Genomic DNA, 22,548 nt, shown 5'->3' on the forward strand with positions numbered 1-22,548 from the left:
CTTTTTCGGCAACGTCGAAAAAAGGAAGAACGGCGCGAATGAACGTCCAGGGCGAAATAGTCGTCCATGTCGGCTCCCACCCACGGGGAAAGCATGTCACGAACTCGCTTACGTCATCCGACTTGCCTGATTTGGAAAGCCATGCGTCTAACGCATACTTCCTCTTCACAAGTTGCTGGGACCAGGGTGCCAGCGGTGAAGGAGGCTCGACTGTGACGTGGCAGAGGTGTGGATTGTTGTAGCGCATGCCCATCCTGCGTTGCTGTTCTTGGAGCGGCCACTTCGTGCATGGACTTTCGCCGGGGGTCCCCGTCGGCGTTGGTTTATCGAACTAGCTCGCTGACGCGAGCTTGTCATAACCGCAACGGGACTCAAGTATATCGGCCCAGTGGAGCGACTCGTCCGACTGCATCAACGTATTCTTCAATGAGCGGGGCTTCGCCTGTAGCACCATGATTGCGACGATACCTTGCGTGACAAGCCTTTCGCAGGACTTCACTTTTCGCAAAACGTACAGTACGTTCAGGACTTGGGCACCCGAAAGAGTTCTCAAAACCGGTGAGAAGTCTTGAGAAGCAGGCCACTACAGCCTTCCGCGCAGGAAATCTTCCCAGTCCTCAGCATACGCGCAGCCCCTGAGCTCATCGTCGTCCTCAGCAAACGGGCAGCTACTGTTTGCAATGCGTCGGCGGAAAAAGGTCCGGGCAGGCTCGGGTATTTCGCGCAAGCGAACGTAGCGTCGCCCGTCTCGTTCGTGCATGGGTGCCATCGGTAGCATCGGTCGCGGCGGCAGTTCCTCTCGCCCCTCATTTAGCGCGGCAGCAATGCACCTGGCAACAAGGTCCCACACGCTCGCCGACCATCGTGGGTAGTCGGCCACGACGGTTTCGTCACCGACGCCATCGAGCGATTGCTCCTCGAGACGCACTCGATAATCAGCAAAGGCGCCATCACGTATTCGACCTATGTCTGCAGTCGCAATCGCCCGCTTCGCGCTTTCTCGGCCACCGGGCCACAGCTCCACAGTTACTCTCAGCATCATTTGCCTCCAAAAGCCCTTTCCAGCTTTGCTTTAAGTTCCGCAAGGACGCCCGGCTCGGCGATGCCGAAGATTGGGTGTGTGCGCACAAGGTTGTCACGGCACCAGGTCGGCCAGTGCAAATAGTCGTCATCCAGTGCTAGCCATGTTGTCGGCTTTCGACGCAGCACGTCGCTCCATACCTGCATGCCCCTCGGCGCCTGCGCAAACTCGTCGGGGTCCATCCTCGAGTGGTACGTGGCACCAATCACTCTTGCCTGCAGGCTTGGCGTCAGCCTGCGCGCCACGCGCCGAACGCTCCCGCGATACCGGCGCACCCAGCTTGTCGACAGGACAATGCGCAACTGCGGGTAAGGTGCGAGTACCTCGTCGAGCAGGCCGCAGTTTTCAAACAGACGGTGACCCGGGGCATTCACTAGAGTGGGGCCGCGTTTGTGGATTAAATAAACGGAGTCGGGATGTAAAACCCCGTCGTAGTCGAGCATGAGGACGCGCCCGCCCATGTGTTGTGGGAGTGGTACGGAGAAGGTGGACTCTATGATTCCGGTCAGCATTTCTTCTTCAAGGCGGTGTGGACTGTGGCGACGAGATGCGATTTCGACGCGCGGGGGCGTTTGCGGGCTTCCATCTGAAACAACCGGATGCGTTGCTTGAAAAGGGCACCGAGGACCTCATCGGGCATCCCCTCGATTTCCACGAGCGCCGCCGTGCCGAGTTCTGCGTTCCTGAGCGCCTTTCGTATCGCGCGATGCAACGCGTGTTTCGCACGCGGGTCGTTGTGCTTCATCTATGCCCCGTCCACAACATCAAGGCCATGATGTAGTCTCGAACACGCGTCGGGCAGTGGTCACCACATCGTCGCCAATTACATACGGGATTGGCGGAAGGTCGGCACTGGATTGAGCGCTTCGCACGCTGGCGTATGCCAACCGGCCCTCGCAGCGAACGTCGACTCGAAAGGTGACCACCGCGCGAAGGCCCGTGGTTGCATGGTAGGAAGTCTCGTGAACATAAACAGTGAAGTGCTTGGCCACCGGATATGGGCCACGTGGCGTTGGGCAGGCAAGGGCCAGTAACGCGCGATGCCACGTTGACCCGCGCGATTCGACCGAAGTGCCATCGCACACTACGAGCAAGGTCTCGCCTGTGCAGTCCCCCAGATACACGGCGACGTCGGTCTGCAGCAACGGGGGGTCTGGGGACCAGCCAGGAGCCTTACTCATCGCCCGCCTTCGCGTCTGTAGATTCGCCTCACAGCATGTCCTTACCAAGGCGCTCATACACGACTCGCCTGCTGCCAACTTGAATCCGCCGAGTGATACGTCGTCGGCCAGTAGTCACGACTGCCACCATCGGTATCTGCGTCGAACGACCGGCGTTGTACTCGCGGGTTAGCGCTCCTGGACCTACGGAGATGCCGAGTCTTCTGAATGCTTCTGCAGCTATGGATTCGAACGTTGCTGCCGGTGCGGGGCGACCTGTAAATCGGTTTATGCGGGTTTTGGCATATATGCCATGGCCTACTCGTACCAGTTGCCCGGCCGCGACCAGCTTGGTTAGCACACGTGTCAGTTGCGACTGGCTTCCCAGTCGCGAGAGGTCCGAGCGAAGAATGACGACGCCCGCACGTCGGCGGATGGAATGCACAACACGGGTCTCCAGCTTCATCATGTCGTCAATCGCCGGCACACACGCCTGCCGGTAAGCAAGCCTCACCATTACTGCGTCGTCCGGCATTCTGAAGAACGCGAGCAACATCAAAAGAGCGACGGGTCACAGTGGGTCTTGCCGCCGCATACGGCGCATGATGTCTGCGACTGCGGGTTGGTAGTCCCGGCTAGCCAGATGGAGCAGCACCGCTAGGCCAATTTCCGAAGCAGAATGAAACGGGTCCACGCGCAAGCGCGCGATTTTTACCGCGCGCTGGCCGGTGGCAACAGCCTCCCCGCGTACACGACCTACCGAGTCAACAGATACAGTGAACCGAGCAGATGCATTTTGCACCGCCGCTCGCTCCCGCTCCACGAAGCACGTCACATGGGCTACACGGTCCCGCCGTTTAGTCGACGCCGGCCTGGTTGCTGTCACGGGAACGTCGTCCGAAACGAGTTGAGCGCTCTCATTTCGATGTAAAGCGTGGTACGCGTCCGCCCAAATGTCTGGGGCCTTACTGTGCTGTACGCAGCGGGTGTACAGCTCCTGCGTCCATCGCAGGCCGGAACCGAAACGGCCGACGCAAACCGCGATGGTGATGTCCTCGTCCTGCCTGAACGTTGCATGGTCTACTGCATAAAACGACGTCACGACTGCTCCCTGTTTACTGTGCGTCGAATTGACCGCCATTCGTGGAATTCGCGCACACCGGCTACCTAAAGCGCACGCATGCGCAACGTAGAGAGCGCACTCACCAACTCGACGATATCTGGCCGGCGGCCCAGTGCCCCGAGTAAACCGCACATGCCGACGCTAGCTAAAGCGCGGAGACGCACATGACGGTTGCCTCCGCCTAGCAAATGAGCTCGCGAGAAAGGCCGGTCGCGAAGCAGCTTCCAGAGGCTGCCCGCGCGATTATCTAAAGTCAAAAGCCGCCTCGATTGGACGCCGTGCGAGCTCTCGCCGCCCGCCCTAAAACCGATAGGGTGAAGTGTAGGCGTTTACGTTGTACATGTAAATGTCTACACGCCAAGTGTCGAACATTTGTGTGCTGTAGACATCTGCGTTGTCGTCATGAAAATGGCGACATGAAAAAATCCAGTGAGCCATCGACCTTGCCAGAGCGTTTCGCAACCAACTTGCGGAAGTATCGCGTTGGACTGGGAATGTCGCAGGAGGAGCTCGGTAGTTACATCGGCGCCGACCGAACGGTCATCAGCCGTCTGGAACGAACATTCGGCAACCTGACGTTAGAACGTGCCGAGGCACTCGCGAGCGCGCTGGGCATCGATGTTCGTGTTTTGATGAGTTTCTCCGGAAAGGACGAAATCCAGCGGCAGCCTCCGACGGGGGACGTCTCGAGCGCCGCGGTTGGCGCCAAGGTCAAGCAATTGCGGGAGAAAGCGGGCCTTTCGCAGAAACAGCTAGGGGAGCTAGCTGGAGTTGACCGCAATTTCATCTCGCGGGTTGAAGCGCCGCACGGACGGGGCACGCCCTTGAAGCTTGCGACGCTTGAGAAGCTGGCAGCAGCGTTCGGAATCCATCCTGTCGAGCTGCTTTAGGCCCGAGAGACTGGCGTTTACGCACCGCTCAGCCAGCGATGGACGATATCCCGCCGCCAGCGAAGAAGTTCGCGGTCGTAGAGTTCAGCGCGCGGTGGCAGGAGCCAAGGGCGACGTCTTGCTCGCATAATGATTGTGCGGACTGACAGGCCGAGAAGTTCGGCGAGCTCGTAAGCGTCTAGATACGTGAAAATCTGCGGGTCAATGGCTTTCATGCGCTTTGTAGCGCAATCGTTTTAGTCACCGGTGTATCACTGAGGCCCACGAGCTTCCGGTCCGCGGAATTTGCCTGGGTAATTGCCGCCGCGCGCCCGGCGCCCCGTCAGCGTTGCCTGATTGCTATCAGACGTTGCAAACTCCCCGCCTTGGCTTCTGCTACATTAGCAGCGCCGAAGCACCACACCGAGTTGCAACACGAATCAGACATGCCTCCGCGCGAATACAGGCATACGCCAGGGGACCGCCATGCACATCGTAGCGCTTTGGGTCAAAAACTTTCGTGGTATTCGAGAACTGTCCTGGCAACCGAATCAGGGCGTCAACTGTTTGATTGGCCCGGGCGACAGCTGCAAAACGACGATTCTCGACGCTATCGACCTTCTGCTCGCAGAAAGGCAGAACGCCACCTTCGATGACCTCGACTTTTACGACGCGAATCCAACAAACGCCATCAGGGTTGTCGCCTGCATCGCTGGGTTGCCGACTGAGTACTTGCGCGAGGACCGCTACGGCTTGTATTCCTGCGGCTGGAACGACGTAAGGCTCGAATGGAAATCGGAGCCTGCTGAGAACGAGGGCTTCGCACCCGCCCTTGTGCTGCAACTCGACGTCGATGATACGCTCGAGCCCACATGGTCAATCTATGTTGGCGGCACGACTAACGACAAGACCAGGCGAGTTCGCTTCGCTGACCGCAAGGAGATGGCGCCAGCACGCCTCGGCGCCTACGCGGACCGGCATCTCTCATGGGGCCGCGGCTCCGCATTGCAGCGCGTCGGAGCGCATCCGGAGAGACTGCCTGCGCAATTGAACGAGCTGTTGCGCTCCGCGCGTGACACCTTTGCCACCCAAAGTGCGGCAACGTTCAGTGACATCATCGAAACTGTCGCGCCTGATATCAAAGGTTTGGGCGTTCAGGTCCGTAACGCGCTGACGGCGAACCTCGACCATACAAGCTTCTCGATGAACGCAAGCGGGGTTGCCTTACATGATGGCAACGTTCCGTTTCGCTGCATGGGGACGGGTTCCGCACGCCTCTCAGTTGCAGCCTTGCAGAGCGCCGAGTCGGCACAGCGCGAATTCCTGCTTGTAGACGAAATTGAATACGGCCTTGAGCCGCATCGCATCTCTCTGCTCGTGAGCCATCTGCGCAAGCGGGTCGAAGCAAGCGGTCAAGTGTTCCTGACCACGCACTCGACCAGTGTGCTGCGCGAAGTGCGGTTCGGTGAGGTCTTCGTCTGTCGCCGGGATGCCACGGGAAAGGTTGAGGTGAAGGCTTCCGCGGCAACCTCGACACCGCCCCTCGAAGCAAAGCGCTACGTTCGAGACCTAGGCGAAGCGTTGCTCACAAAGTCCGTGCTTGTCTGCGAGGGCCAGACCGAAGTCGCGCTTCTCAAGGGATACGCGGAAGGTACCGAGAATCAGTTTCAGCGGCTCAACGTCACCGTCATTGACGGCGGCGGCTCGTCTGCGCCCGGAGCTGCCATCCACTTCGCTAAGTTGGGTTATCGGACCGCGCTCCTGACGGACAGTGATAATCCCTTGAGCCCCGCGTATTCGGCATCCCTCAGCGCTGCCGGAATTCCTCACTTTGAATGGGGAGACGGCCGGTGCACCGAACAGGAGCTTTTCATTGGAACCCCTCTTGACCTTCGCAAAAGGCTGCTAACGGTGATTGCCAAGGAAATCGATGAGCGTCGGGTGTTAGGCGAGTTGGCCGGCCCTCTGACAGCAAAATTTGAGTCTCTTGAACAACTGTTCACATGCCTCGAAGATACTGCGAAGTTACGCTCGATTGGTCACATAGCGCATAAGTCTCAGTGGATTAAGACGAACTTTGACCTTTGCTTCCACATCGGAGCGACGCTCCTGGCCGCACCTGGCGCGCTAGGGATTGGTCATTTCGGCTTCGAGCTATCACGTATTTTCGGCTGGCTCTACGGCAATGCTTGAACAAGCCGTCCAGCAGATGCTCCAGTCCCGTGCCGGAGCGATTGAGGCGCCAGCGGGCACTGGCAAGACCGAGCAAATTGCGCTCTTAGCCGGCGCTGCCCCGGGGCGGTGGCTCATCCTCACGCACACAGTCGCGGGCGTCGATGCCATTCGGCGCCGGCTCGTCAAGCACGAGGTACCCGCGGACAAGGCACAAGTCGAAACGTTGTCCGCATGGGCGCATCGATGGGCGCGTGCCTTCCCCAAAGGGTCGGGCTTGGCTCTCGATTGGTCGGCTTCGTCGCGCGAATGGGATGCTGTCATGGTCGCGGCCACAACGTTGGTCGATAGCGGCGCCGTGCAAAGCATCCTCGACGCGTCGTATGTCGGCGTTCTTGTGGACGAGTACCAAGACTGCACCGTCGCACACCATGGACTTGTGCGCGCGCTTTCGCGTCATCTGCCATGCTACGTTTTTGGCGACCCGCTACAAGCGATTTTCGGCTTTCGCCCCGGCATGCTTGCCGACTGGCATTCGGTCACTCTGGCCGCCTTCCCTCATGCCGGCGTACTGAGTACACCCCAAAGGTGGATTCATGCCGGAAATGCGACTCTTGGTTTATGGCTCATTGGTCATCGAGCGAATTTCGAAGCCGGCATCTTCGACTTCCGCGATGCACCGAGTTGCCTACAATGGCGGCCTTATGCCGCGAAGCTCTCTGCCAAGGAGCTCGCAGGCGCGTGCTCGACTCGGCCACCGGAGGGAGAGACGCTCGCGGTTATTCATTCGAGTGTCGATGAAATTCGGCGCGCGGACCTCGCGAAGGCCATCCGGGCAACTACGGTCGAGCCCGTCGGAGGCAAGACCGAGCGCAGCTTTTACGAGGGCCTCAGAACACAAACCGGTATCGGCCGAGTCAACGCCGTGCTCGACCTCTTGGGGACAGCCTACATCGGAGTTGAGGCTTCAAGCAAAAGGAAGCGCGTCGAATCATTGCTGGCAAACCCGCACCGAGTCCGAACGCCCACGACGCCAGCGGAGCTCGCCTTGAGCACAGTTGCCCAGAGCGATTCGCTGACAAACGTTCTCGATGCCGTCCGGTGCGTTGAAAGCGAGAACGGTGTAAAAATGGCACGCCCAGAACTGATGTACTCGGTCAAATCGGCACTGCAACTCTGTGCGGAAAACCCAACGCTGCAACTCGACGACGCCGCATTCCAAGTTGCCAACGCTCGTCGTGAGAAAGGGCGAACCTTACGCAATAGGTCTGTAGGCAGTACCTTGCTGCTCAAGGGCCTTGAGTTCGACCATGTCGTCATTACGCCGGATGCTTGTGAGAATCGCCAACATTGGTACGTGGCTCTCACTCGAGGAACAAGCTCAGTTCTCGTTTTGGCGCCGAGCGAGGTCTTCAGCACCTAAACGGTTTCTCGAAGCCTTTGCACCGAACAAATTTTCAACCTTTCGCGAGATGTTGGCCACAACGAAGACTTGTTTTGACAAATCCCATGCATACAAGCCACGACCTACTGTTTGACCTGAATACCTATCTCGATGAGCAAGTGCTGCAGGCGTATACCGCCTATCAGCCTAAAGCTCTGGATAAGTGGACCACGGAGAAGGAGAAGTCCACCCTGGGCCTTGACAGCTCAACAGCGCGTGCGATGTCCACCGGCTTTCGAGGTGGAGACGGTCCCATCGAAATCTACAACGCATGGGCCAGGAGCCAACTGCTCCACGCCACAGACAGCCCGGGACTGGTCGCAGGATTGGGCACCAGGGAAGGATTCGAAGAGTGGCATCGCTACCTTACCGGCACACTTGTCGCTTACTGGAGGAAGCGCGTCACGGCAAACAATATAAAGCTTGAGAGTCGCGAAGGCGTCGAGTTCATTCCCGTAAATCCAGAGCTGAGCATTGCGCACCGGTACAAGATGGTCGACCTCTTTGTGCGCTACGTGCGCGTCCACAAAACGCAGCATCCAGAGCTCGCTCGGCATTGCTTCGAATTCGGGCATATCCCGCTGGACCGCAAAAGCTTGGCGGTCATCAGCGCGGCATTTAGCGGCATCAGCGTTGGCAAGAGCTTCAGCATGGGTAACGTTGCAACCGAATCGATGTACAGGACGCAGCAGCGCCTCGCACGAGCCATCTGTGAGCGCGCAGGAGGCACACCTCTGCTGCTCGACGTCTTCTCTCTCAAGAGCGAGTTTGCCGACGCGCTGTACAAGAAGCTGCCGTCGGCACCATCACGCAAAAAGAAAAAGAAAGAACCGCAAGCGGCGTAGCATCTGCTACCACATTTCGGCCACCGACGTTTTCGCCCCCAGCTCTCGTGTAGTCTCGTTTAGCCAAGCGTTCGCCCGAATTCCCATAACAGCCGTGTTTGAGTAGCACATGCCCATCATCCAGCACCGCCACATCTATGAAAGTCTCACCCGGTGGAATTATTTCCCGAACCAGAAAGCGCCGGTCGGGGAGCTTCCTCCAAGCGTGTCAACACGGCAATTCACCCCAGAAGTAGCGGCGCTGGTGGCCTCCTACGATGAGCCCAGAGGCCGGCGTGGTATCCGCTACGACGACGTCTCGTATTGGATGACGCGCCATAACAACGTTCCACGCGAACTCGCCCTAATTCACCCTCGCCCGTATGCTCGATTGGCGAGCAAAATGTGGGAACACTGGGACGAGCTTGGGCCGCTCACAGAGAGTGAGAACAGCGCCATCAAGCCTGAGCAGCACCAGGACGGTCGCATGTTCATCATGAATTACGAGGACGCGCAAACACGTACGGCGACTGCGCTTGAGACAAGCTTCGCGAAGCGATTCCGCGTGGAAACCGACATCGCCAGCTGTTTTCACAGCATATACTCTCACTCGATTCCGTGGGCGACCGTCGGATTCGAACGCGAGAAGGCTCGAGTGCGGGACAACGGCGCTCAGCATTGGAGCAATGAACTCGACAGCTTCCAGATGGCCGCGAGGCGGGGAGAAACGGTGGGCTTGGCTATTGGACCAGGCACTTCGAGCGTTCTCGTCGAGCTAATCCTCGGTCGCGTCGATGAAAAGCTACGCCAATCTGGCTTTGTTTTTCGTCGCTACATCGACGATTACATTGGCTATTGTGAAACTTACGAGAAAGCAAATGAATTTTTGACAACTCTCGGAACCGAGCTTGCCGCGTACAGGCTGCGGTTGAATTTGCAGAAAACGACCATCGTCTCGCTTCCAGAGCCACTCGTAGAACCGTGGGTCGTTGCACTCGGCTCAGAATTGAATAGCAGAGTTGCGCGCGCCGAAGATGGTTCCAGTCGCATGTTCACCCCTGACGCCATTCAATACCTTGACTTCGCGACACGCCTAAACAAGGAAACCCGGGACGGCAGCGTCCTCAAGTATGCAGTTGGTTCGCTGCTTCCACATCTCGACGACAGCACGCTCTTCAGCGTAGCGAGCTACCTCGTGAACTTGAGTTGGTATTACCCCGCGTTGCTGCCTTATCTGGAAGTCCTGGTACAGGACGAACGAGAGCTACTTGTTCCATACAGCGCGCACATGAGCGCCATTATTGTTGAGAATGCCAAACATCGTCGCTCGGATGGCATGGCGTGGCCACTACATCTAGCCAAAGGTGCAAACATCCAGCTTAGTCCAGAAGCGATAGCAAGCGTCGTAGCATCGAAGGATTGTGTGGCGAACGCATTACTCTTTGAGCTTCATCAGGCAGATGACGCTGTTATTCAGTTTGCGAGGGAGACGCTAAATTCCGGATATCATGACCGAGACCAACAGTGGCTACTTCTCTATCAGCTCTATTATCATGACACCATCCAACGGCCCGATGAAGAATTGAGCTTCGATATCTTGCGCGAACAGAAAGTGAATTTTATCCCGAATGATGCGAATAAAACTGATGCGGAGGAGTATTGCCAATATGTCGACAACCCGTTCCGAGAAGAAAACGAACAGGTACTAACGTTGCCGGCATGGGTCGCGGAGAGGAATCATCAAATTGCCGCGCGCGCGCAGGACCCGCTCCGAGAATGATAGTCCTCATGTTGGCGATTTGCGGGACAAGCCGGTCGACTTTGCGGCGTCGGGCGATTCCATTGAGCCACGGGGGTAGCAATGTCCGGAGCGACGAGGCTTGCCCTGACAGCCCATAGTTGCATCAACGTTGCTTGCGTTTTTTGTCCCGAAGCTCTACTACCTCTGCGCTATCTGGGAACGCGCTCAGGTCACGCAAAGCTTCACCAATAGCCTTGTATTCCTTCCAGTACCGCTGGAGCGCAGCCATGCCTCCGGCTGCCATAACGGCCCGTATGCATGCGGCGTGAGACGTGATTAGCGTCTTGACTTGATTCTCAAGTGCATCGATGCGCACACCTTTCTCGTGCAACTGGTCGCTCAGCGACGACGCTCGCAACGCATGGGGGTTGAGAGTTGTCCTGAGCTGAACTTGTCGAGACTGTGCTTGCTCGATGAGAATCATTCTCGCGACATCGCGAGTGAATGCCGAGGCATTACGAAGCGTCGGATGCCGTCTGGCCACCTCCCGTGCGGTGATAGTTACGTCCTCAGCCAACAGCGCGTCCAGTATCGTCGCCAGTTCAGCGTTACGTTCGTCGAGTCGGGGCTTCATGCGAACAGGTCCCTTGCTTGTTCCGAGTGGTCGTGTCCATTTTCGAACACAACGTCGCCAGGTTTCGCCTTCAAGGCCGCATCGACACCGGCTAGAAGTTGCTCGGCGTGTTCAATCTGATTTTTACGACCAATCGAATTTGGAGGTTTTGCGGAGGCGACTCTTTTCATAACCACAAGCTTCGACCTTAGTTGCTCGAGCGACAGCGTGTGCTCTCTGAGACCGCTGGCGACAAACTGCTTGCACCTGTGAAAGCACTTCAAATGTCGCGCACATGGATTTAGCGAAAAGCTGGTTGTACAGAACCCATAAGGGGTGATGTGAAAGCCGTCCGAATTCGTGACCAGGTACTCGAATGCGGCATCGTCGCCATGCTCCGCCTGAATCTTCTTGAACGATTGCGCGATGTGGCTGTTGGAAGCGAAGCCTCCGACAACCATCTTCGCGACTACCTCCTGAGGAGTGCCGGGCACAATCATCTTGACCGCACTGGGCGGAAGCCGGACGAAAGACAACCGCTCGGCAAGGCTGCGATGGTCATACTCATAGCTCTGTGCAACCGTTTGCCGCCCGAAGTGCTGCGTAATGATGGTATCCGGTATGTTGAGTCGAAAGAACTCGGTATTCATCAAATGCCGGAGGGAGTGCGGATTAACCGCCATGGAACGGCAATTGGATGTTTTACCGTACCGCACGAAGATGTTGGTCCTTCCTTCGGGCACCCACCCCATGAAGGAGTAGACGCCGCTTTCACTCAGCGTTTCGATGGTGGCATCTTCAGGGATAACTGCGGGCAACTCGCCCCTGTTCGCAACCATAGTGATAAACAGAAGGTCAGCCGTCGACAGCTCTCGCCCTGCGGAAGTCTTAAATTGTCGGACGCCATCAAGATTTCGACGTAACACCGCGCGCAACGATGCGGTCGCCTCTTGTACGATTTTTACGGCTTCGGCGATGACACTGTGGAATTTTTCCGGGACCCATTGATGGTCTTCGACGAGCAGGTCGGGGCGCCCCTCTTCACGTTTCAATCCGAAGTACCGCAGCTGAAGCGTACGACTGGTTCCTCCGACCTCGCCAGCAGGCAGCCCGGTCACGACGTCTACGTGCGATTCCCACGTGAGGCAGTCAAGCGGAAGCATCAGGATTTCGTTTAGTCTCAAACCGGTGAAGAGCAGCAGGCGAATAACAGAGAAACGAAGCCGGTCGTTGTGACCTTCGGGGCTCTCGCTAAAAACGATGCGCGTAAGCTCGTGCAGCGCATCCGGGTCCGGCAATTTATCCGCATCAGTACGCTCATCCAGAACCGTGCCAAGCATAGCCACGAACTCTGTTCGGAAGCCGGGCTCCAGCGGGACGTGAAGTGATAACATCTTCTCGTTTATGAGGGTTGCAAGAACACTCAAGATGAAGCCAGTTTTGGTGTTTTTGACCAATCCGATGAAACGGTCGAAGTCCTCCGTGCTCAGCTCCCACGGCGCCTTTGTCGTCACCGAGAAGAATTTGCGGTAGACAAGCGCTTCGTTTCTAACCGACCTTGGCACGATTCCTTCTTTGCATCGCTGCGCAAGTACGGCTTTCAGGAACTCCTGTACTTCATAAGCCAAAACCGAACCGGTAGGGAGGAGCGCCGCCGGCCAGCCGGCAGCAATGGCGCAATCGCGGATGCTGTCCTTAACTGCAAACCCGTTGGTGCGCGCGGCATTACGCGCATGACTGTCGGTTAGGACGCGCAGGTCCCAATCGACGTTCTCATCGACACTCCCGTCCTCATTGACAGGTATGTCCCACGATAGCCCTTTCGACTCGACAAATCGCCGCGAGCGCGCAATGAACGCTTCGTAGGCTCTAGGTTGCTGCGTGCCGTATGAGGCACCAGGTTCGCGCTTAGCCATGCGCCTCTCGCAGAATGCGGGTTGACTCGTGCAGGGCTTGTTGTGCCCCCGCCAAGGACTTCATCATTTGAAGGTAGGCAGGGCTGGACTCTTGTCCGCCTCGTTTCATGAAGACCATGACTTGCTCCCTCATGCCGGCAATCGCTTCCATGTGCGCAGTAGGGTCCAGCGCGGGCACGTATTTGAAGCAGCCGTAACACGAGAATACGGGGTCATAATTGCAGGCTGTCTGTTTTGTTCGGCACCGACCAATGCCGCTAACAAGCCGGTCCCCAACCACGGCGCCAATCTGTTCATCTTCATGTACGCTGCGCAAATCTTCGACGGTGATGAAGTCGCCCGCAGCCAATGACAGCAGTCCGTCGTAGAGCTTCGACGCACCTAGAGCGGCGTTCAACAGATTGCCCTGGTGACGGCTCGCCCGGATATAAAAGGTCGCAGAATTCGCTTTGGTGTGTCCGAGAAACCGCTGGAGGCTACTTCGGCTATGTCCCGCATCTGCAAGTGCCTGTGCGGACGTGTGCCGCAGGTTGACCGCAGTAAAATCGACCTTAAAGCCTGAGTTGGCACAGACGCGCTTAACCTTCGCCCATAACTGGTCCCCTGTGCTTCGGGAAAATAGCCGGGCCCGCTTTTCTCGCTTGGCGCATTCAAGAAGTGCGATGACCGGCCTCACCCACTCTGGCTTAAGCTGACGAAGAATTTCACCGTCGTCGGTGCGTGCATCCCGTTGCTTTCCTGTGTGGAACGACACAATACAAACCCAATCTCCGCTGGCATCCTTGAACACGTTGATGTGTTCGACCAGCAGAGACAGGAGCTGCACAGGCCGCATACCGTGTTGGAACGTCAATGCCAAAGCGGCCAAACCCTCAGCTTCCCACTCATCCAGTTCATCTTCAGAAGCGCCGGCGTCGAGAACTTTGACGAGCTGCGTTTGCCGATTGAGGTCAATCAGCTTTTCTCGCCGCCGGCGAGCGCCACGCTGAGCTAGCCATGATGCAGTCGAGCGGCTATTCAATCCTTTGATTAGATTCCTGTGGACCTCCCTCCACGGGCCCAGAGAGGCGGAACAGGCGAGGTGGAGAATCGCTTTAGCTGCCCTAACGGTATCAATGTCGCGAACTTGCTCGTCCCAGTGGTCCTCGATGCTTTCTGGGCCGTCCTCGAGAAGCTGGACATACGTCGACCAGTTCAATAAGAGCGAACGGGTGAACTTATGGATTGACGAAGGAGCGCAATCAGCTTGCGTAAGGGAGACCAATTTTTGCTGAAGCAGCCCAACAGTCTCAGCTGCAAACTCGTAGACCTCTATCTTGCCCTGGACAGACATCTTCCAGACCCTCTCACCGAACACCAAGTCAGACGCGACATCGGCATACTTGTCATAGACTTTGAACACACCCGGGGATGGTGGCCACGGCCAGTCAAGAACGCTTCCACCTCGACCATTAGCGTTCGGCGTGCGAACTTCAACCTGCTCCCGGCGGTTCATGATTGCCCCTTTCGCAGTGCGACGATGCGTCGGTCGAAGAGGTCATTCCAGGACCGGAGCAGGTCATCCTGAATCGCTGCGCGCGCGTATAAGTCGGGCATGTCGGACTCCAGTGCCCATCCGAAAAAAGCCCGCATTCGCTGCATTGCCAAGTCTCGATTGAAGTCGGCGGATTTCAGGAACAGGTCATATCTGACGGTTGCGCAAGTGTGACGAAGGTCATGAGGCGAGATGCGCAGCTTGCCGCCCGTTCGTTCCCGAAACCTCTTCATCGCCTCCGGCGAGATTGCCGCCGATAGCCTGGCCAACAGCTTGTTGACCGATTCCGCAGAAAGTGGGTTGCCGTTCTTGGCAGTGAGCAGGAAGCGATGGGAGTCGCTGTGCGAGCGATACTCAGCCACGTACGTTTCGAACAACGCGGCAAGTTCTTCCGATATGCGAACTTGCCGATGCGACTCGTCGGTTTTTATGCTCGGTCGGGACGACCGCTCGTCTTCTTCCTCGTCGTCATCCGTCGTGGTGACATCGAGCCAGTAGACGCTTTCGCCGGACGCTGAATCAACGCCGTGCTTCAATGAATCCACTGTCAGCAACAGCGATTCGCCACGACGAAGCCCGCAGAGCAACAGCAGCAGAACAATCAACCAATTTCGTGTCCGAACTGACGCACTCACGGATGGATTGCGCGCAGCCCCCGGTTCAGCGACGGCGAGCAGTTCGTTGAGAGTGACATCCGGCAGCGCTCGAGCGAACGCAATACGGCCTCGCGTCGGTGCCCGAATATGCCCCGTTCCATTGAGTGCACCAATGACGTAGCCCCACGCATCACTACCCACAGCCCAGTGTCGAGCGAAATGAAGTACGAACTTGCGTACCACGTCCCAGCATTGGACGTCAGCAGTTGTGTAATCGGCGTTGCTAGTCAAATCGACGTAGAGGTCGGCGGACATCTCGTAGACGCGGCTTGCGTCGTTCGCCCCCAGAGCTTCATCCAGCGAGTCGGGGCCGAACTTAGTGTCGCAGTGCCGGTAAAACCGGTCCAGATGCCGAAGCTGCGTCTTGTGCGTATTTTCCTTCCAAGCCTTCCCGGCCGAACTGAGTGACCACACCGTCGACCAAAAGCGGGGGCGGCCGTAGGAAATTGGGGAGGAAAGAACGTACGGGGGATTCGCGCCGGTTCGGAGGACACTCATCGCCGGCACCTACAGGCCAAAGCCTTGAAGGATGTGTACGGCCCCCGCAAAGTCGACGCGCGCAAGGTGCATGACAAGGTCAACAGCGCCGCCACCGCCTTTCTGCACGCGGGTATCCCAGAATTTGGGACCAGTCAGAAGAAGTTCGAATTCATGGCTGCCATAACGGGCATGCCAACGGCTGGATAGGGGAGATTTGAGCGCGACGTAGGTAACGTCGCGCTTCGCGTGGTCGGCGACTGCGGTGAGCACATCGACCGCTGGCAGCTCCCGCCAATGCGAGAGCAGGGACTTATCCACAGGCTTCATCCTCCCCCCGGCCCCCTCCTTGCTACTCGCCTATCAAAGATAGGCTCAAAAGCAAACCCAGGGGAATCGTACTGCCAGGGGGAGAACAAACGCAACAGCCTCATTAGGTACACAGTAAAATCAACTGCTCTACCAGATGAGCTAAGCCGGCGTGAGTTCGCGATTCTACTTCATTTCACAACCTTGAGGTGGCCCTTCCCGCCGCCGCCTTTGCCGCCGTCGTCATCCGGGCGCGAAGGCTTGCCTTCGTCGCTCGTCGCCCCCGGCGCACCTTCCCCGCTCTGCGGCGAAGCTTCGGATTCCAACACCCGCACATCCTCCACTTCACTATGCGCCACCGGCGCGCCGCTCAGCGCCGCGCCCGTCGCGGGCTCGACGGGGAACGCCATTCCTTGCCCGTTCTCGCGCGCATAGATCGCCAGCACATTCGCCACCTGCACTTCGATCTTGTGCACCTTGCCCGAGAACCGCGCGCTGAACTCGATCCACTCGTTGCCCATTTGCAGCTGGCTCGTCGCCTCGAAGCTGATGTTCAGCACGATCTCGTCGTTGTGCACGAACTGACGCGGCACGCGCGTCTGGTTGTCCACGCGTACCGCGATGTGCGGCGTGTAACCGTTGTCCGTGCACCACTCGTACAACGCACGCAGCAAATAAGGCTTAGTCGAAATCTCTTGCATCAACTGTCCTCTTACAAAGTCCGGCGCGCCTCCCGCTCATGCACACGGCGAGGCGGGGCACGCACCCGAACCCGATTTACCGGCGCATCACCTTTTCGGAGGGCGTCAGCGCCTCGATGTAAGCCGGGCGGCTGAAAATACGCTCGGCGTACTTCATCAGCGGCGCAGCGTTTTTCGACAGCTCGATACCGTAATGGTCCAAGCGCCACAGCAAGGGCGCAATAGCCACGTCCAGCATCGAAAACTCTTCGCCGAGCATGTACTTGTTCTTCAAGAAGATCGGCGCGAGCTGGGTCAGCCGGTCACGAATCGCAAGACGCGCCTTCTCGTGATTCTTCTCCGCCGCCTTGCCCTTCTCGTTCTCGAGCGTGCCGACGTGAACGAACAACTCCTTTTCGAAGTTCAGCAGGAACAAGCGCGCACGCGCACGCTGCACCGGATCGGCCGGCATCAACTGCGGATGCGGAAAGCGTTCGTCGATGTACTCGTTGATGATGTTCGATTCGTACAAAATCAAGTCGCGCTCGACGAGAATCGGTACCTGGCCGTACGGATTCATCACGGCGATGTCTTCCGGCTTGTTGAACAGGTCGACGTCGCGGATCTCGAAGTCCATGCCCTTTTCGAACAGTACCAGCCGGCAACGCTGGGAAAAGGGGCAAGTTGTGCCGGAATACAAAACCATCATGTCTAAAGTTTCCTCAAAAAGCTGAAGGGCCGGCACGCCAAAGGGCTCGCTCAGAGAGCGAGCCCTTCTCTTGCGCCGGCCCCACACCGTGTTACGGCGTGTTTATTTGACGTCCTTCCAGTACGCCGCGTTGAGCCGCCAGGCGAAAAATGTCAGTACGCCCAGGAAGATCAGCACCCACACACCAAGCTGCCGGCGGGTCTGCTGGTTCGGCTCGGACATCCATGTCAAGTACGCAACCAGATCGGCCACGGCAGAATCATAATCTACCGGCGACATCGTCCCCGGTTTTACGACCTGGTAGCCGGTGAACTGATGCGTCGTCTCCCCCGTTTCCGCGTCCTTCACATCCTCGAATTTCGCCGTGCGCACACCCTGCAACTGCCACAACACGTGGGGCATGCCGACGTTGTTGAACACCATGTTGTTCCAGCCGGTCGGGCGCGTGTCGTCACGGTAGAAGCTGCGCAAATACGTGTACAGCCAATCGCTGCCGCGCGCACGCGCTTCGACCGACAAATCGGGCGGCGTCACGCCGAACCACGCCTTCGCATCGTCGGGACGCATCGCCACCGACATCGTGTTACCCACTTTGTCGGTCGTAAACAGCAGGTTCTGCTCGATCTCCTTCTGCGAAATCCCGATCTGCTCGAGCGAGCTGTACCGCACCAAGTTCGCACTGTGGCAGTTCAGGCAATAGTTTACAAACAATTGCGCCCCGTGCTGCAACGACGCGATGTTGTGCATGTTATCCGGCGCACGATCGAGCGGAAAACCCTCTTCCGCGTGCGCCGTTCCCAGCGCCGCCGCCAACGTCAGAATGCTCGCCCCGCCGATTCGCGCGAGCTTGCTCAGCCAAGTCTTCATATTCTTTTATCCTCGCTCGCGATTAATGGGGCTTGAACCGAACACGCTCGGGCGGCTGTTTGAACGTACCGAGCCGGGTCCAGAAAGGCATGCCCAAGAAGAACGCGAAGTAGATCAGCGCGCAAATCTGAGCGATCAGCGTAGCCACCGGCGATGGCGGCTTCGTCCCCAAAAACGCGAGCGCCAAGAACGCCACGACGAAGATTCCGTAAAAAACCTTGTGGAAGAACGGCCGATAGCGAATCGACTTCACCGGGCTGCGATCGAGCCAAGGCAGGAAGAACAGCGAGATCACCGCCGAGCCCATCACCACCACGCCCCAGAACTTCGCCTCGGTCACCGCCATGAAGGCGATCAAGAGCACGGCCAGCACCGGCAGCCCGATGCGCCACTTGCCGCGCGCACGCGCCAGCGCCAGCAACCCCAGCAGGCCCACCACGATCATCAATACGATCTTGAACGGGTCCGTGGTCGCACGCAGCATCGCGTAGAACGCCGTGAAATACCAAACCGGCGCGATTTCGGGCGGCGTCTGCAGCGGGTTCGCCGGGATGAAGTTGTTCGCTTCGAGGAAGTACCCGCCCATCTCCGGCGCGAAGAAAATGATCGCCGCGAACACGATTAAGAACACGCATACGCCGAAGAAGTCGTGCACCGAATAGAACGGGTGGAACGGAATGCCGTCGAGCGGCTTGCCCTGCGGATCCTTCTTCGCCTTGATCTCGATGCCGTCCGGATTGTTGGACCCGACCTCGTGCAAGGCAACGATATGCACGAACACGAGACCGAGCAGCACGAGCGGGATCGCAATCACGTGGAACGCGAAAAAGCGGTTCAGCGTGATGTCCGAGACGACATAATCGCCGCGGATCCACAACGACAGGTCCGGGCCGACGAACGGGATCGCCGAGAACAAATTGACGATCACCTGGGCGCCCCAGTACGACATCTGTCCCCACGGCAACAAGTAACCGAAGAACGCTTCGGCCATCAGGCACAGGAAGATCGCGCAACCGAAGATCCACACGAGCTCTCGCGGCTTGCGGTAAGAGCCGTACATGAGCCCGCGGAACATGTGCAAATAGACGACGACGAAGAACATCGACGCGCCCGTCGAATGCATGTAGCGGATCAGCCAGCCCCACGGCACCTCGCGCATGATGTACTCGACCGACGCGAACGCAAGCTGCGAATCGGGCTTGTAGTTCATCGTCAGGAAGATGCCCGTCACGATCTGATTGACGAGCACGAGCAGCGCGAGCGAGCCGAAGAAGTACCAGAAGTTGAAGTTCTTCGGCGCGTAATACTCCGATAGATGCGCCTTCCAGGTCGCGGTCATCGGGAAGCGCCGGTCGATCCAGCCGACCAAGCCCGTCGATTCCACTTGGTTTTCCGTTGTCGCCATTTACGCCTCTCCTTGCTCGTCTTTACCGATCACGACCGTCTTGCCACCGTTCGTGAACATGTAGCGGGGAACGTCGAGGTTCTGCGGCGCGGGCTTGTTCTTGAAAACGCGGCCGTCCAGATCGTAGGTCGAGCCATGGCACGGGCACAGGAAGCCTCCGGGCCAGTTGTCGGGAAGATTCGCTTGCGGGCCCGGCGTGAATCGAGGCGTAGGCGAGCAACCCAGGTGCGTGCAGACGGCGACGACAACGAGAATGTTCTTGTGATCGGCGCGCGAGCGGTATTCGTTGTTGCAGTACTCGGGCAGCGGAATCGTGAACGGGTTCTGCGATTTCGGATCGGCCACCTCGCCGTCGGCCTTCTTCACCTCGGCCAGCATGTCGTCGGTTCGATTCAGGATCCAAACCGGCTTGCCGCGCCAGGACACGGTCATCATCTCGCCGGGCTTCAAACCGCTGATGTCGACTTCGACGGGCGCGCCACCCGCCTTGGCTTTCGCCGATGGCTCTAAGGAGTCCACGAAAGGCACCACGGCGGCTACGCCTCCAAAGCCGCCCATTACGGATGTCGCGATCAGCCAGGTACGACGGCTGCCGTCGACGCGTTCCTCTTCTTTATCTCGCATCACACGCCCCACTTCTAAGTTGGATTTTTCCGTCCGCATTTGCTGCCGCCCGCTAGTTTGCGCGAATGGAGTCGGCATTTACAAGAGCCGTCGGACAAAAACCATGCAAAGCGCTAATTCTTAGGGGTTTCCCCCCATGATGGAGGCGACGTTTCGTCTCACATCTTCGTTTTCTTCGTTAAGCATTCCCTGCATCGGCACATTTATTGCGCGATGCATGATACGAATCATGCAAAACGCAAAAACACAGCCAGATTCAACGAAAAAAGCGTCGAAATTGCGGCGCTGCGTCACACCGGATTATCGATATCGATAAAGAGGTGTTCGACGTCGAAGCGCTCCGAGAGATGCGAGCCGAGCGCTTGAACGCCATAACGCTCGGTCGCATGATGCCCCGCGGCCAGGAAGGCGACGCCGCTTTCGGCGGCGATGTGCGTCGTCTGCTCGGAGATCTCGCCGGTCAGATAGACATCCGCCCCCGCATCGATCGCAGCTTCGAAATAACCCTGGGCGCCTCCCGTGCACCAGGCGATGCGGCGCAACTCGGCATCGGCATCGCCCAGCAGCAACGGCGCGCGACCCAGCGTCTGCTCGACCTGCGCCGCGAAGTGCGCGAGCGTGACCGGCATCGGCAGGGTCGTCATCCAGCCGATGCCGTCCGCGCCGAAGCGCGCATCGCCGATCAGCCCTAGCCGAGCCCCGAGCTGCGCGTTGTTGCCCACCTCGGGGTGATCGTCGAGCGGCAGATGATAGGCGAACAAGCTGAGGTCCGCGTCCATGAGCGTCTTGATGCGCCGGTACTTGCGGCCTGTGATTTGCGGCGACTCGTTGCGCCAGAAATAGCCGTGGTGAACGAGGACGGCATCGGCGCCCCAGTCGCGTGCCGCTTCCAAAAACGCAAGCGACGCCGTGACGCCCGTCGCGATCTTGTCGATTCGCCGGCGGCCTTCGACTTGCAAGCCGTTGGGGCAGTAGTCCTTGAAACGACCGATATCGAGCATGTCGTTCAAGTACAATTCAAGTTCGATCCGATCCATAGAAACCTCGATTCTTCAAATGCTTAGACGCTTCTGGCTGCTGTTTGCCCAAGCGGTGACGGTGCTGCTCGCACTGCTGTTCATCGTCGCCACACTCAAGCCCCAATGGCTGCAGCGGCAAGGACAATTCGGCAAGCAACTCGCTTCCCCGATCGTCGCACTGCGCGAAGTCGCCCCCGGCTCCAGTTCGGGCGCGGCGGCGGCCTCGTACGCCGACGCCGCGCAGCGCGCGATGCCCGCTGTCGTCAACGTGTTCTCGGGCAAAGGCGGCTCGGCCCCGCCCAATCCTCATGCGAAAGACCCGCTGTTTCGTTATTTCTTCGGCAATCCCAAGAACCCGCAGCAGCAACAACAGCCGCCGCAGGACGATGCGGCGACGAACCTTGGCTCGGGCGTGATCGTCAGTTCGGAAGGCTACATTCTAACGAACGAACATGTCGTGGACGGGGCGGACGAGATCGAGGTCGCACTGCCCGACGGCCGCCGCACGAACGCGAAGGTGATCGGCGTCGATCCGGAAACGGATCTGGCCGTGCTCAAGATCGGCCTGACCAACCTGCCCACCATCACGCTAGGCCGCGTGGAGCAGGCGCGCGTGGGCGATGTCGTGCTCGCCATCGGCAATCCGTTCGGCGTCGGCCAAACGGTCACGATGGGCATCATCAGCGCGCTCGGGCGCAATCACCTCGGCATCAATACATTCGAAAACTTCATTCAGACGGATGCGCCGATCAACCCGGGCAACTCGGGCGGCGCGCTCGTCGACGTCAAAGGCAATCTGCTCGGCATCAACACGGCCATCTACTCGCGCTCGGGCGGCTCGCTCGGCATCGGCTTCGCCATCCCCGTTTCGACCGCGCGCAGCGTGCTCGAAAGCATCATCACGACCGGTTCGGTCACGCGCGGCTGGATCGGCGTCGAACCGCAGGACGTCACACCGGCGATCGCGGAATCGTTCGGGCTCGAACAGCGCGGCACGATCGTCGCGGGCGTGCTGCAAGGCGGGCCGGCGGACAAGGCCGGAATCAAGCCGGGCGACGTGCTGCTCGACGTGAACGGCGAAGAAATCCTCGACACGACGCGGCTGCTGAACATCATCGCGCAGATCAAACCGGGCACTCAGGCCAAGGTCAAGCTCATGCGCAAGAGAAAAGAGATGGAAGTCGTGGTGACGATCGGCAAACGCCCGCCGCCGCCGAAACAAGCCAACAGCGACGACGACAATAGCGACTCGCAGCAGCAAGAGGAATGACCCCGGAAGGCGTGAGCCGCCCGCTCGCGCCGACCGGGTAGCCGGTAGCCGGAAT

General features: G+C 58.5%; 20 protein-coding genes. 6 read left to right on the forward strand and 14 right to left on the reverse strand.

Annotation, left to right across the window (positions count from 1 at the left end; all coding sequences use genetic code 11):
- Positions 1-1,038 precede the first annotated feature (1,038 nt).
- From QQS38_RS16805 to QQS38_RS16815, 3 genes are all read right to left on the reverse strand, one after another.
- Positions 1,039-1,593, reverse strand: a complete 555-nt coding sequence (locus QQS38_RS16805; RefSeq protein WP_479646506.1) for an HAD domain-containing protein — start codon at positions 1,591-1,593, stop codon at positions 1,039-1,041.
- Positions 1,587-1,826, reverse strand: coding sequence for a hypothetical protein (locus tag QQS38_RS16810; RefSeq protein WP_479646507.1), 240 nt, complete (start codon positions 1,824-1,826; stop codon positions 1,587-1,589). The genes QQS38_RS16805 and QQS38_RS16810 overlap by 7 nt, the downstream gene beginning before the upstream one ends.
- A 464-nt stretch (positions 1,827-2,290) precedes the next feature.
- Positions 2,291-2,797, reverse strand: coding sequence for a DUF6088 family protein (locus QQS38_RS16815; protein ID WP_479646508.1), 507 nt, complete (start codon positions 2,795-2,797; stop codon positions 2,291-2,293).
- Between the two features lie 983 nt (positions 2,798-3,780).
- Here QQS38_RS16815 and QQS38_RS16820 point away from each other — a divergent pair.
- From QQS38_RS16820 to drt4, 5 genes are all read left to right on the forward strand, one after another.
- Positions 3,781-4,254 (forward strand): helix-turn-helix domain-containing protein, encoded by a 474-nt coding sequence (locus tag QQS38_RS16820; protein ID WP_479646509.1) that lies wholly within the window; start codon positions 3,781-3,783, stop codon positions 4,252-4,254.
- A 465-nt stretch (positions 4,255-4,719) separates the two neighbouring features.
- A complete protein-coding gene (locus QQS38_RS16825) occupies positions 4,720-6,426 on the forward strand; it encodes an ATP-dependent nuclease (protein WP_479646510.1) in 1,707 nt (568 codons plus the stop codon).
- Positions 6,419-7,828 (forward strand): UvrD-helicase domain-containing protein, encoded by a 1,410-nt coding sequence (locus QQS38_RS16830; protein WP_479646511.1) that lies wholly within the window; start codon positions 6,419-6,421, stop codon positions 7,826-7,828. The genes QQS38_RS16825 and QQS38_RS16830 overlap by 8 nt, the downstream gene beginning before the upstream one ends.
- Positions 7,829-7,914: 86 nt before the next feature.
- A complete protein-coding gene (locus QQS38_RS16835; protein WP_479646512.1) occupies positions 7,915-8,694 on the forward strand; it encodes a hypothetical protein in 780 nt (259 codons plus the stop codon).
- A 109-nt stretch (positions 8,695-8,803) separates the two neighbouring features.
- A complete protein-coding gene (gene drt4 / locus QQS38_RS16840; protein ID WP_479646513.1) occupies positions 8,804-10,453 on the forward strand; it encodes an antiviral reverse transcriptase Drt4 in 1,650 nt (549 codons plus the stop codon).
- A gap of 124 nt (positions 10,454-10,577) precedes the next feature.
- On the opposite strand, the gene QQS38_RS16845 is transcribed toward drt4, so the two are convergent.
- The 11 genes from QQS38_RS16845 to QQS38_RS16895 form a co-directional block, all read right to left on the reverse strand.
- Entirely contained in the window at positions 10,578-11,048 is a 471-nt protein-coding gene (locus tag QQS38_RS16845; RefSeq protein WP_479646514.1) for a hypothetical protein, read from the reverse strand.
- Positions 11,045-12,943, reverse strand: a complete 1,899-nt coding sequence (locus tag QQS38_RS16850; RefSeq protein ID WP_479646515.1) for a hypothetical protein — start codon at positions 12,941-12,943, stop codon at positions 11,045-11,047. Before QQS38_RS16850 ends, QQS38_RS16845 begins: the two co-directional genes overlap by 4 nt.
- The gene (locus tag QQS38_RS16855; RefSeq protein ID WP_479646516.1) at positions 12,936-14,438 is read right to left on the reverse strand and encodes a tyrosine-type recombinase/integrase; all 1,503 of its coding nucleotides are present in this window, start codon (positions 14,436-14,438) and stop codon (positions 12,936-12,938) included. The genes QQS38_RS16850 and QQS38_RS16855 overlap by 8 nt, the downstream gene beginning before the upstream one ends.
- Positions 14,435-15,631 (reverse strand): tyrosine-type recombinase/integrase, encoded by a 1,197-nt coding sequence (locus tag QQS38_RS16860; protein ID WP_479646517.1) that lies wholly within the window; start codon positions 15,629-15,631, stop codon positions 14,435-14,437. Before QQS38_RS16860 ends, QQS38_RS16855 begins: the two co-directional genes overlap by 4 nt.
- Before the next feature lie 9 nt (positions 15,632-15,640).
- Positions 15,641-15,940 (reverse strand): hypothetical protein, encoded by a 300-nt coding sequence (locus QQS38_RS16865; RefSeq protein ID WP_479646518.1) that lies wholly within the window; start codon positions 15,938-15,940, stop codon positions 15,641-15,643.
- A gap of 170 nt (positions 15,941-16,110) precedes the next feature.
- Positions 16,111-16,620 (reverse strand): ClpXP protease specificity-enhancing factor, encoded by a 510-nt coding sequence (locus QQS38_RS16870; protein WP_479646519.1) that lies wholly within the window; start codon positions 16,618-16,620, stop codon positions 16,111-16,113.
- Between the two features lie 76 nt (positions 16,621-16,696).
- The gene (locus QQS38_RS16875) at positions 16,697-17,308 is read right to left on the reverse strand and encodes a glutathione S-transferase N-terminal domain-containing protein (RefSeq protein WP_006052302.1); all 612 of its coding nucleotides are present in this window, start codon (positions 17,306-17,308) and stop codon (positions 16,697-16,699) included.
- Between the two features lie 102 nt (positions 17,309-17,410).
- The gene (locus QQS38_RS16880) at positions 17,411-18,175 is read right to left on the reverse strand and encodes a cytochrome c1 (RefSeq protein ID WP_479646520.1); all 765 of its coding nucleotides are present in this window, start codon (positions 18,173-18,175) and stop codon (positions 17,411-17,413) included.
- Between the two features lie 22 nt (positions 18,176-18,197).
- The gene (locus QQS38_RS16885; RefSeq protein ID WP_479646521.1) at positions 18,198-19,580 is read right to left on the reverse strand and encodes a cytochrome b; all 1,383 of its coding nucleotides are present in this window, start codon (positions 19,578-19,580) and stop codon (positions 18,198-18,200) included.
- On the reverse strand, positions 19,581-20,204 hold the full coding sequence (petA, locus tag QQS38_RS16890; protein ID WP_479646522.1) for a ubiquinol-cytochrome c reductase iron-sulfur subunit: 624 nt from the start codon (positions 20,202-20,204) through the stop codon (positions 19,581-19,583). It lies immediately after the preceding gene.
- Between the two features lie 290 nt (positions 20,205-20,494).
- Positions 20,495-21,241: a Nif3-like dinuclear metal center hexameric protein gene (locus QQS38_RS16895; protein ID WP_479646523.1), complete on the reverse strand. Its 747-nt coding sequence runs from the start codon at positions 21,239-21,241 to the stop codon at positions 20,495-20,497.
- Between the two features lie 19 nt (positions 21,242-21,260).
- On the opposite strand from QQS38_RS16895, the gene QQS38_RS16900 reads away from it, so the two are divergent.
- Positions 21,261-22,493 carry a S1C family serine protease gene (locus QQS38_RS16900; RefSeq protein ID WP_479646524.1) on the forward strand — a complete coding sequence of 411 codons (1,233 nt, stop codon included), beginning with the start codon at positions 21,261-21,263 and terminating at the stop codon, positions 22,491-22,493.
- Positions 22,494-22,548: the final 55 nt, after the last annotated feature.

It is taken from the genome of Trinickia sp. Z7 (assembly GCF_056498045.1).

Bases quoted from the DNA above. Each gene is read 5' to 3' on its own strand.
- QQS38_RS16805 (WP_479646506.1), bottom strand. From the start codon at position 1,593: ATGCTGACCGGAATCATAGAGTCCACCTTCTCCGTACCACTCCCACAA.
- QQS38_RS16810 (WP_479646507.1), bottom strand. From the start codon at position 1,826: ATGAAGCACAACGACCCGCGTGCGAAACACGCGTTGCATCGCGCGATA.
- QQS38_RS16815 (WP_479646508.1), bottom strand. From the start codon at position 2,797: ATGTTGCTCGCGTTCTTCAGAATGCCGGACGACGCAGTAATGGTGAGG.
- QQS38_RS16820 (WP_479646509.1), top strand. From the start codon at position 3,781: ATGAAAAAATCCAGTGAGCCATCGACCTTGCCAGAGCGTTTCGCAACC.
- QQS38_RS16825 (WP_479646510.1), top strand. From the start codon at position 4,720: ATGCACATCGTAGCGCTTTGGGTCAAAAACTTTCGTGGTATTCGAGAA.
- QQS38_RS16830 (WP_479646511.1), top strand. From the start codon at position 6,419: ATGCTTGAACAAGCCGTCCAGCAGATGCTCCAGTCCCGTGCCGGAGCG.
- QQS38_RS16835 (WP_479646512.1), top strand. From the start codon at position 7,915: ATGCATACAAGCCACGACCTACTGTTTGACCTGAATACCTATCTCGAT.
- drt4 (WP_479646513.1), top strand. From the start codon at position 8,804: ATGCCCATCATCCAGCACCGCCACATCTATGAAAGTCTCACCCGGTGG.
- QQS38_RS16845 (WP_479646514.1), bottom strand. From the start codon at position 11,048: ATGAAGCCCCGACTCGACGAACGTAACGCTGAACTGGCGACGATACTG.
- QQS38_RS16850 (WP_479646515.1), bottom strand. From the start codon at position 12,943: ATGGCTAAGCGCGAACCTGGTGCCTCATACGGCACGCAGCAACCTAGA.
- QQS38_RS16855 (WP_479646516.1), bottom strand. From the start codon at position 14,438: ATGAACCGCCGGGAGCAGGTTGAAGTTCGCACGCCGAACGCTAATGGT.
- QQS38_RS16860 (WP_479646517.1), bottom strand. From the start codon at position 15,631: ATGAGTGTCCTCCGAACCGGCGCGAATCCCCCGTACGTTCTTTCCTCC.
- QQS38_RS16865 (WP_479646518.1), bottom strand. From the start codon at position 15,940: ATGAAGCCTGTGGATAAGTCCCTGCTCTCGCATTGGCGGGAGCTGCCA.
- QQS38_RS16870 (WP_479646519.1), bottom strand. From the start codon at position 16,620: ATGCAAGAGATTTCGACTAAGCCTTATTTGCTGCGTGCGTTGTACGAG.
- QQS38_RS16875 (WP_006052302.1), bottom strand. From the start codon at position 17,308: ATGATGGTTTTGTATTCCGGCACAACTTGCCCCTTTTCCCAGCGTTGC.
- QQS38_RS16880 (WP_479646520.1), bottom strand. From the start codon at position 18,175: ATGAAGACTTGGCTGAGCAAGCTCGCGCGAATCGGCGGGGCGAGCATT.
- QQS38_RS16885 (WP_479646521.1), bottom strand. From the start codon at position 19,580: ATGGCGACAACGGAAAACCAAGTGGAATCGACGGGCTTGGTCGGCTGG.
- petA (WP_479646522.1), bottom strand. From the start codon at position 20,204: ATGCGAGATAAAGAAGAGGAACGCGTCGACGGCAGCCGTCGTACCTGG.
- QQS38_RS16895 (WP_479646523.1), bottom strand. From the start codon at position 21,241: ATGGATCGGATCGAACTTGAATTGTACTTGAACGACATGCTCGATATC.
- QQS38_RS16900 (WP_479646524.1), top strand. From the start codon at position 21,261: ATGCTTAGACGCTTCTGGCTGCTGTTTGCCCAAGCGGTGACGGTGCTG.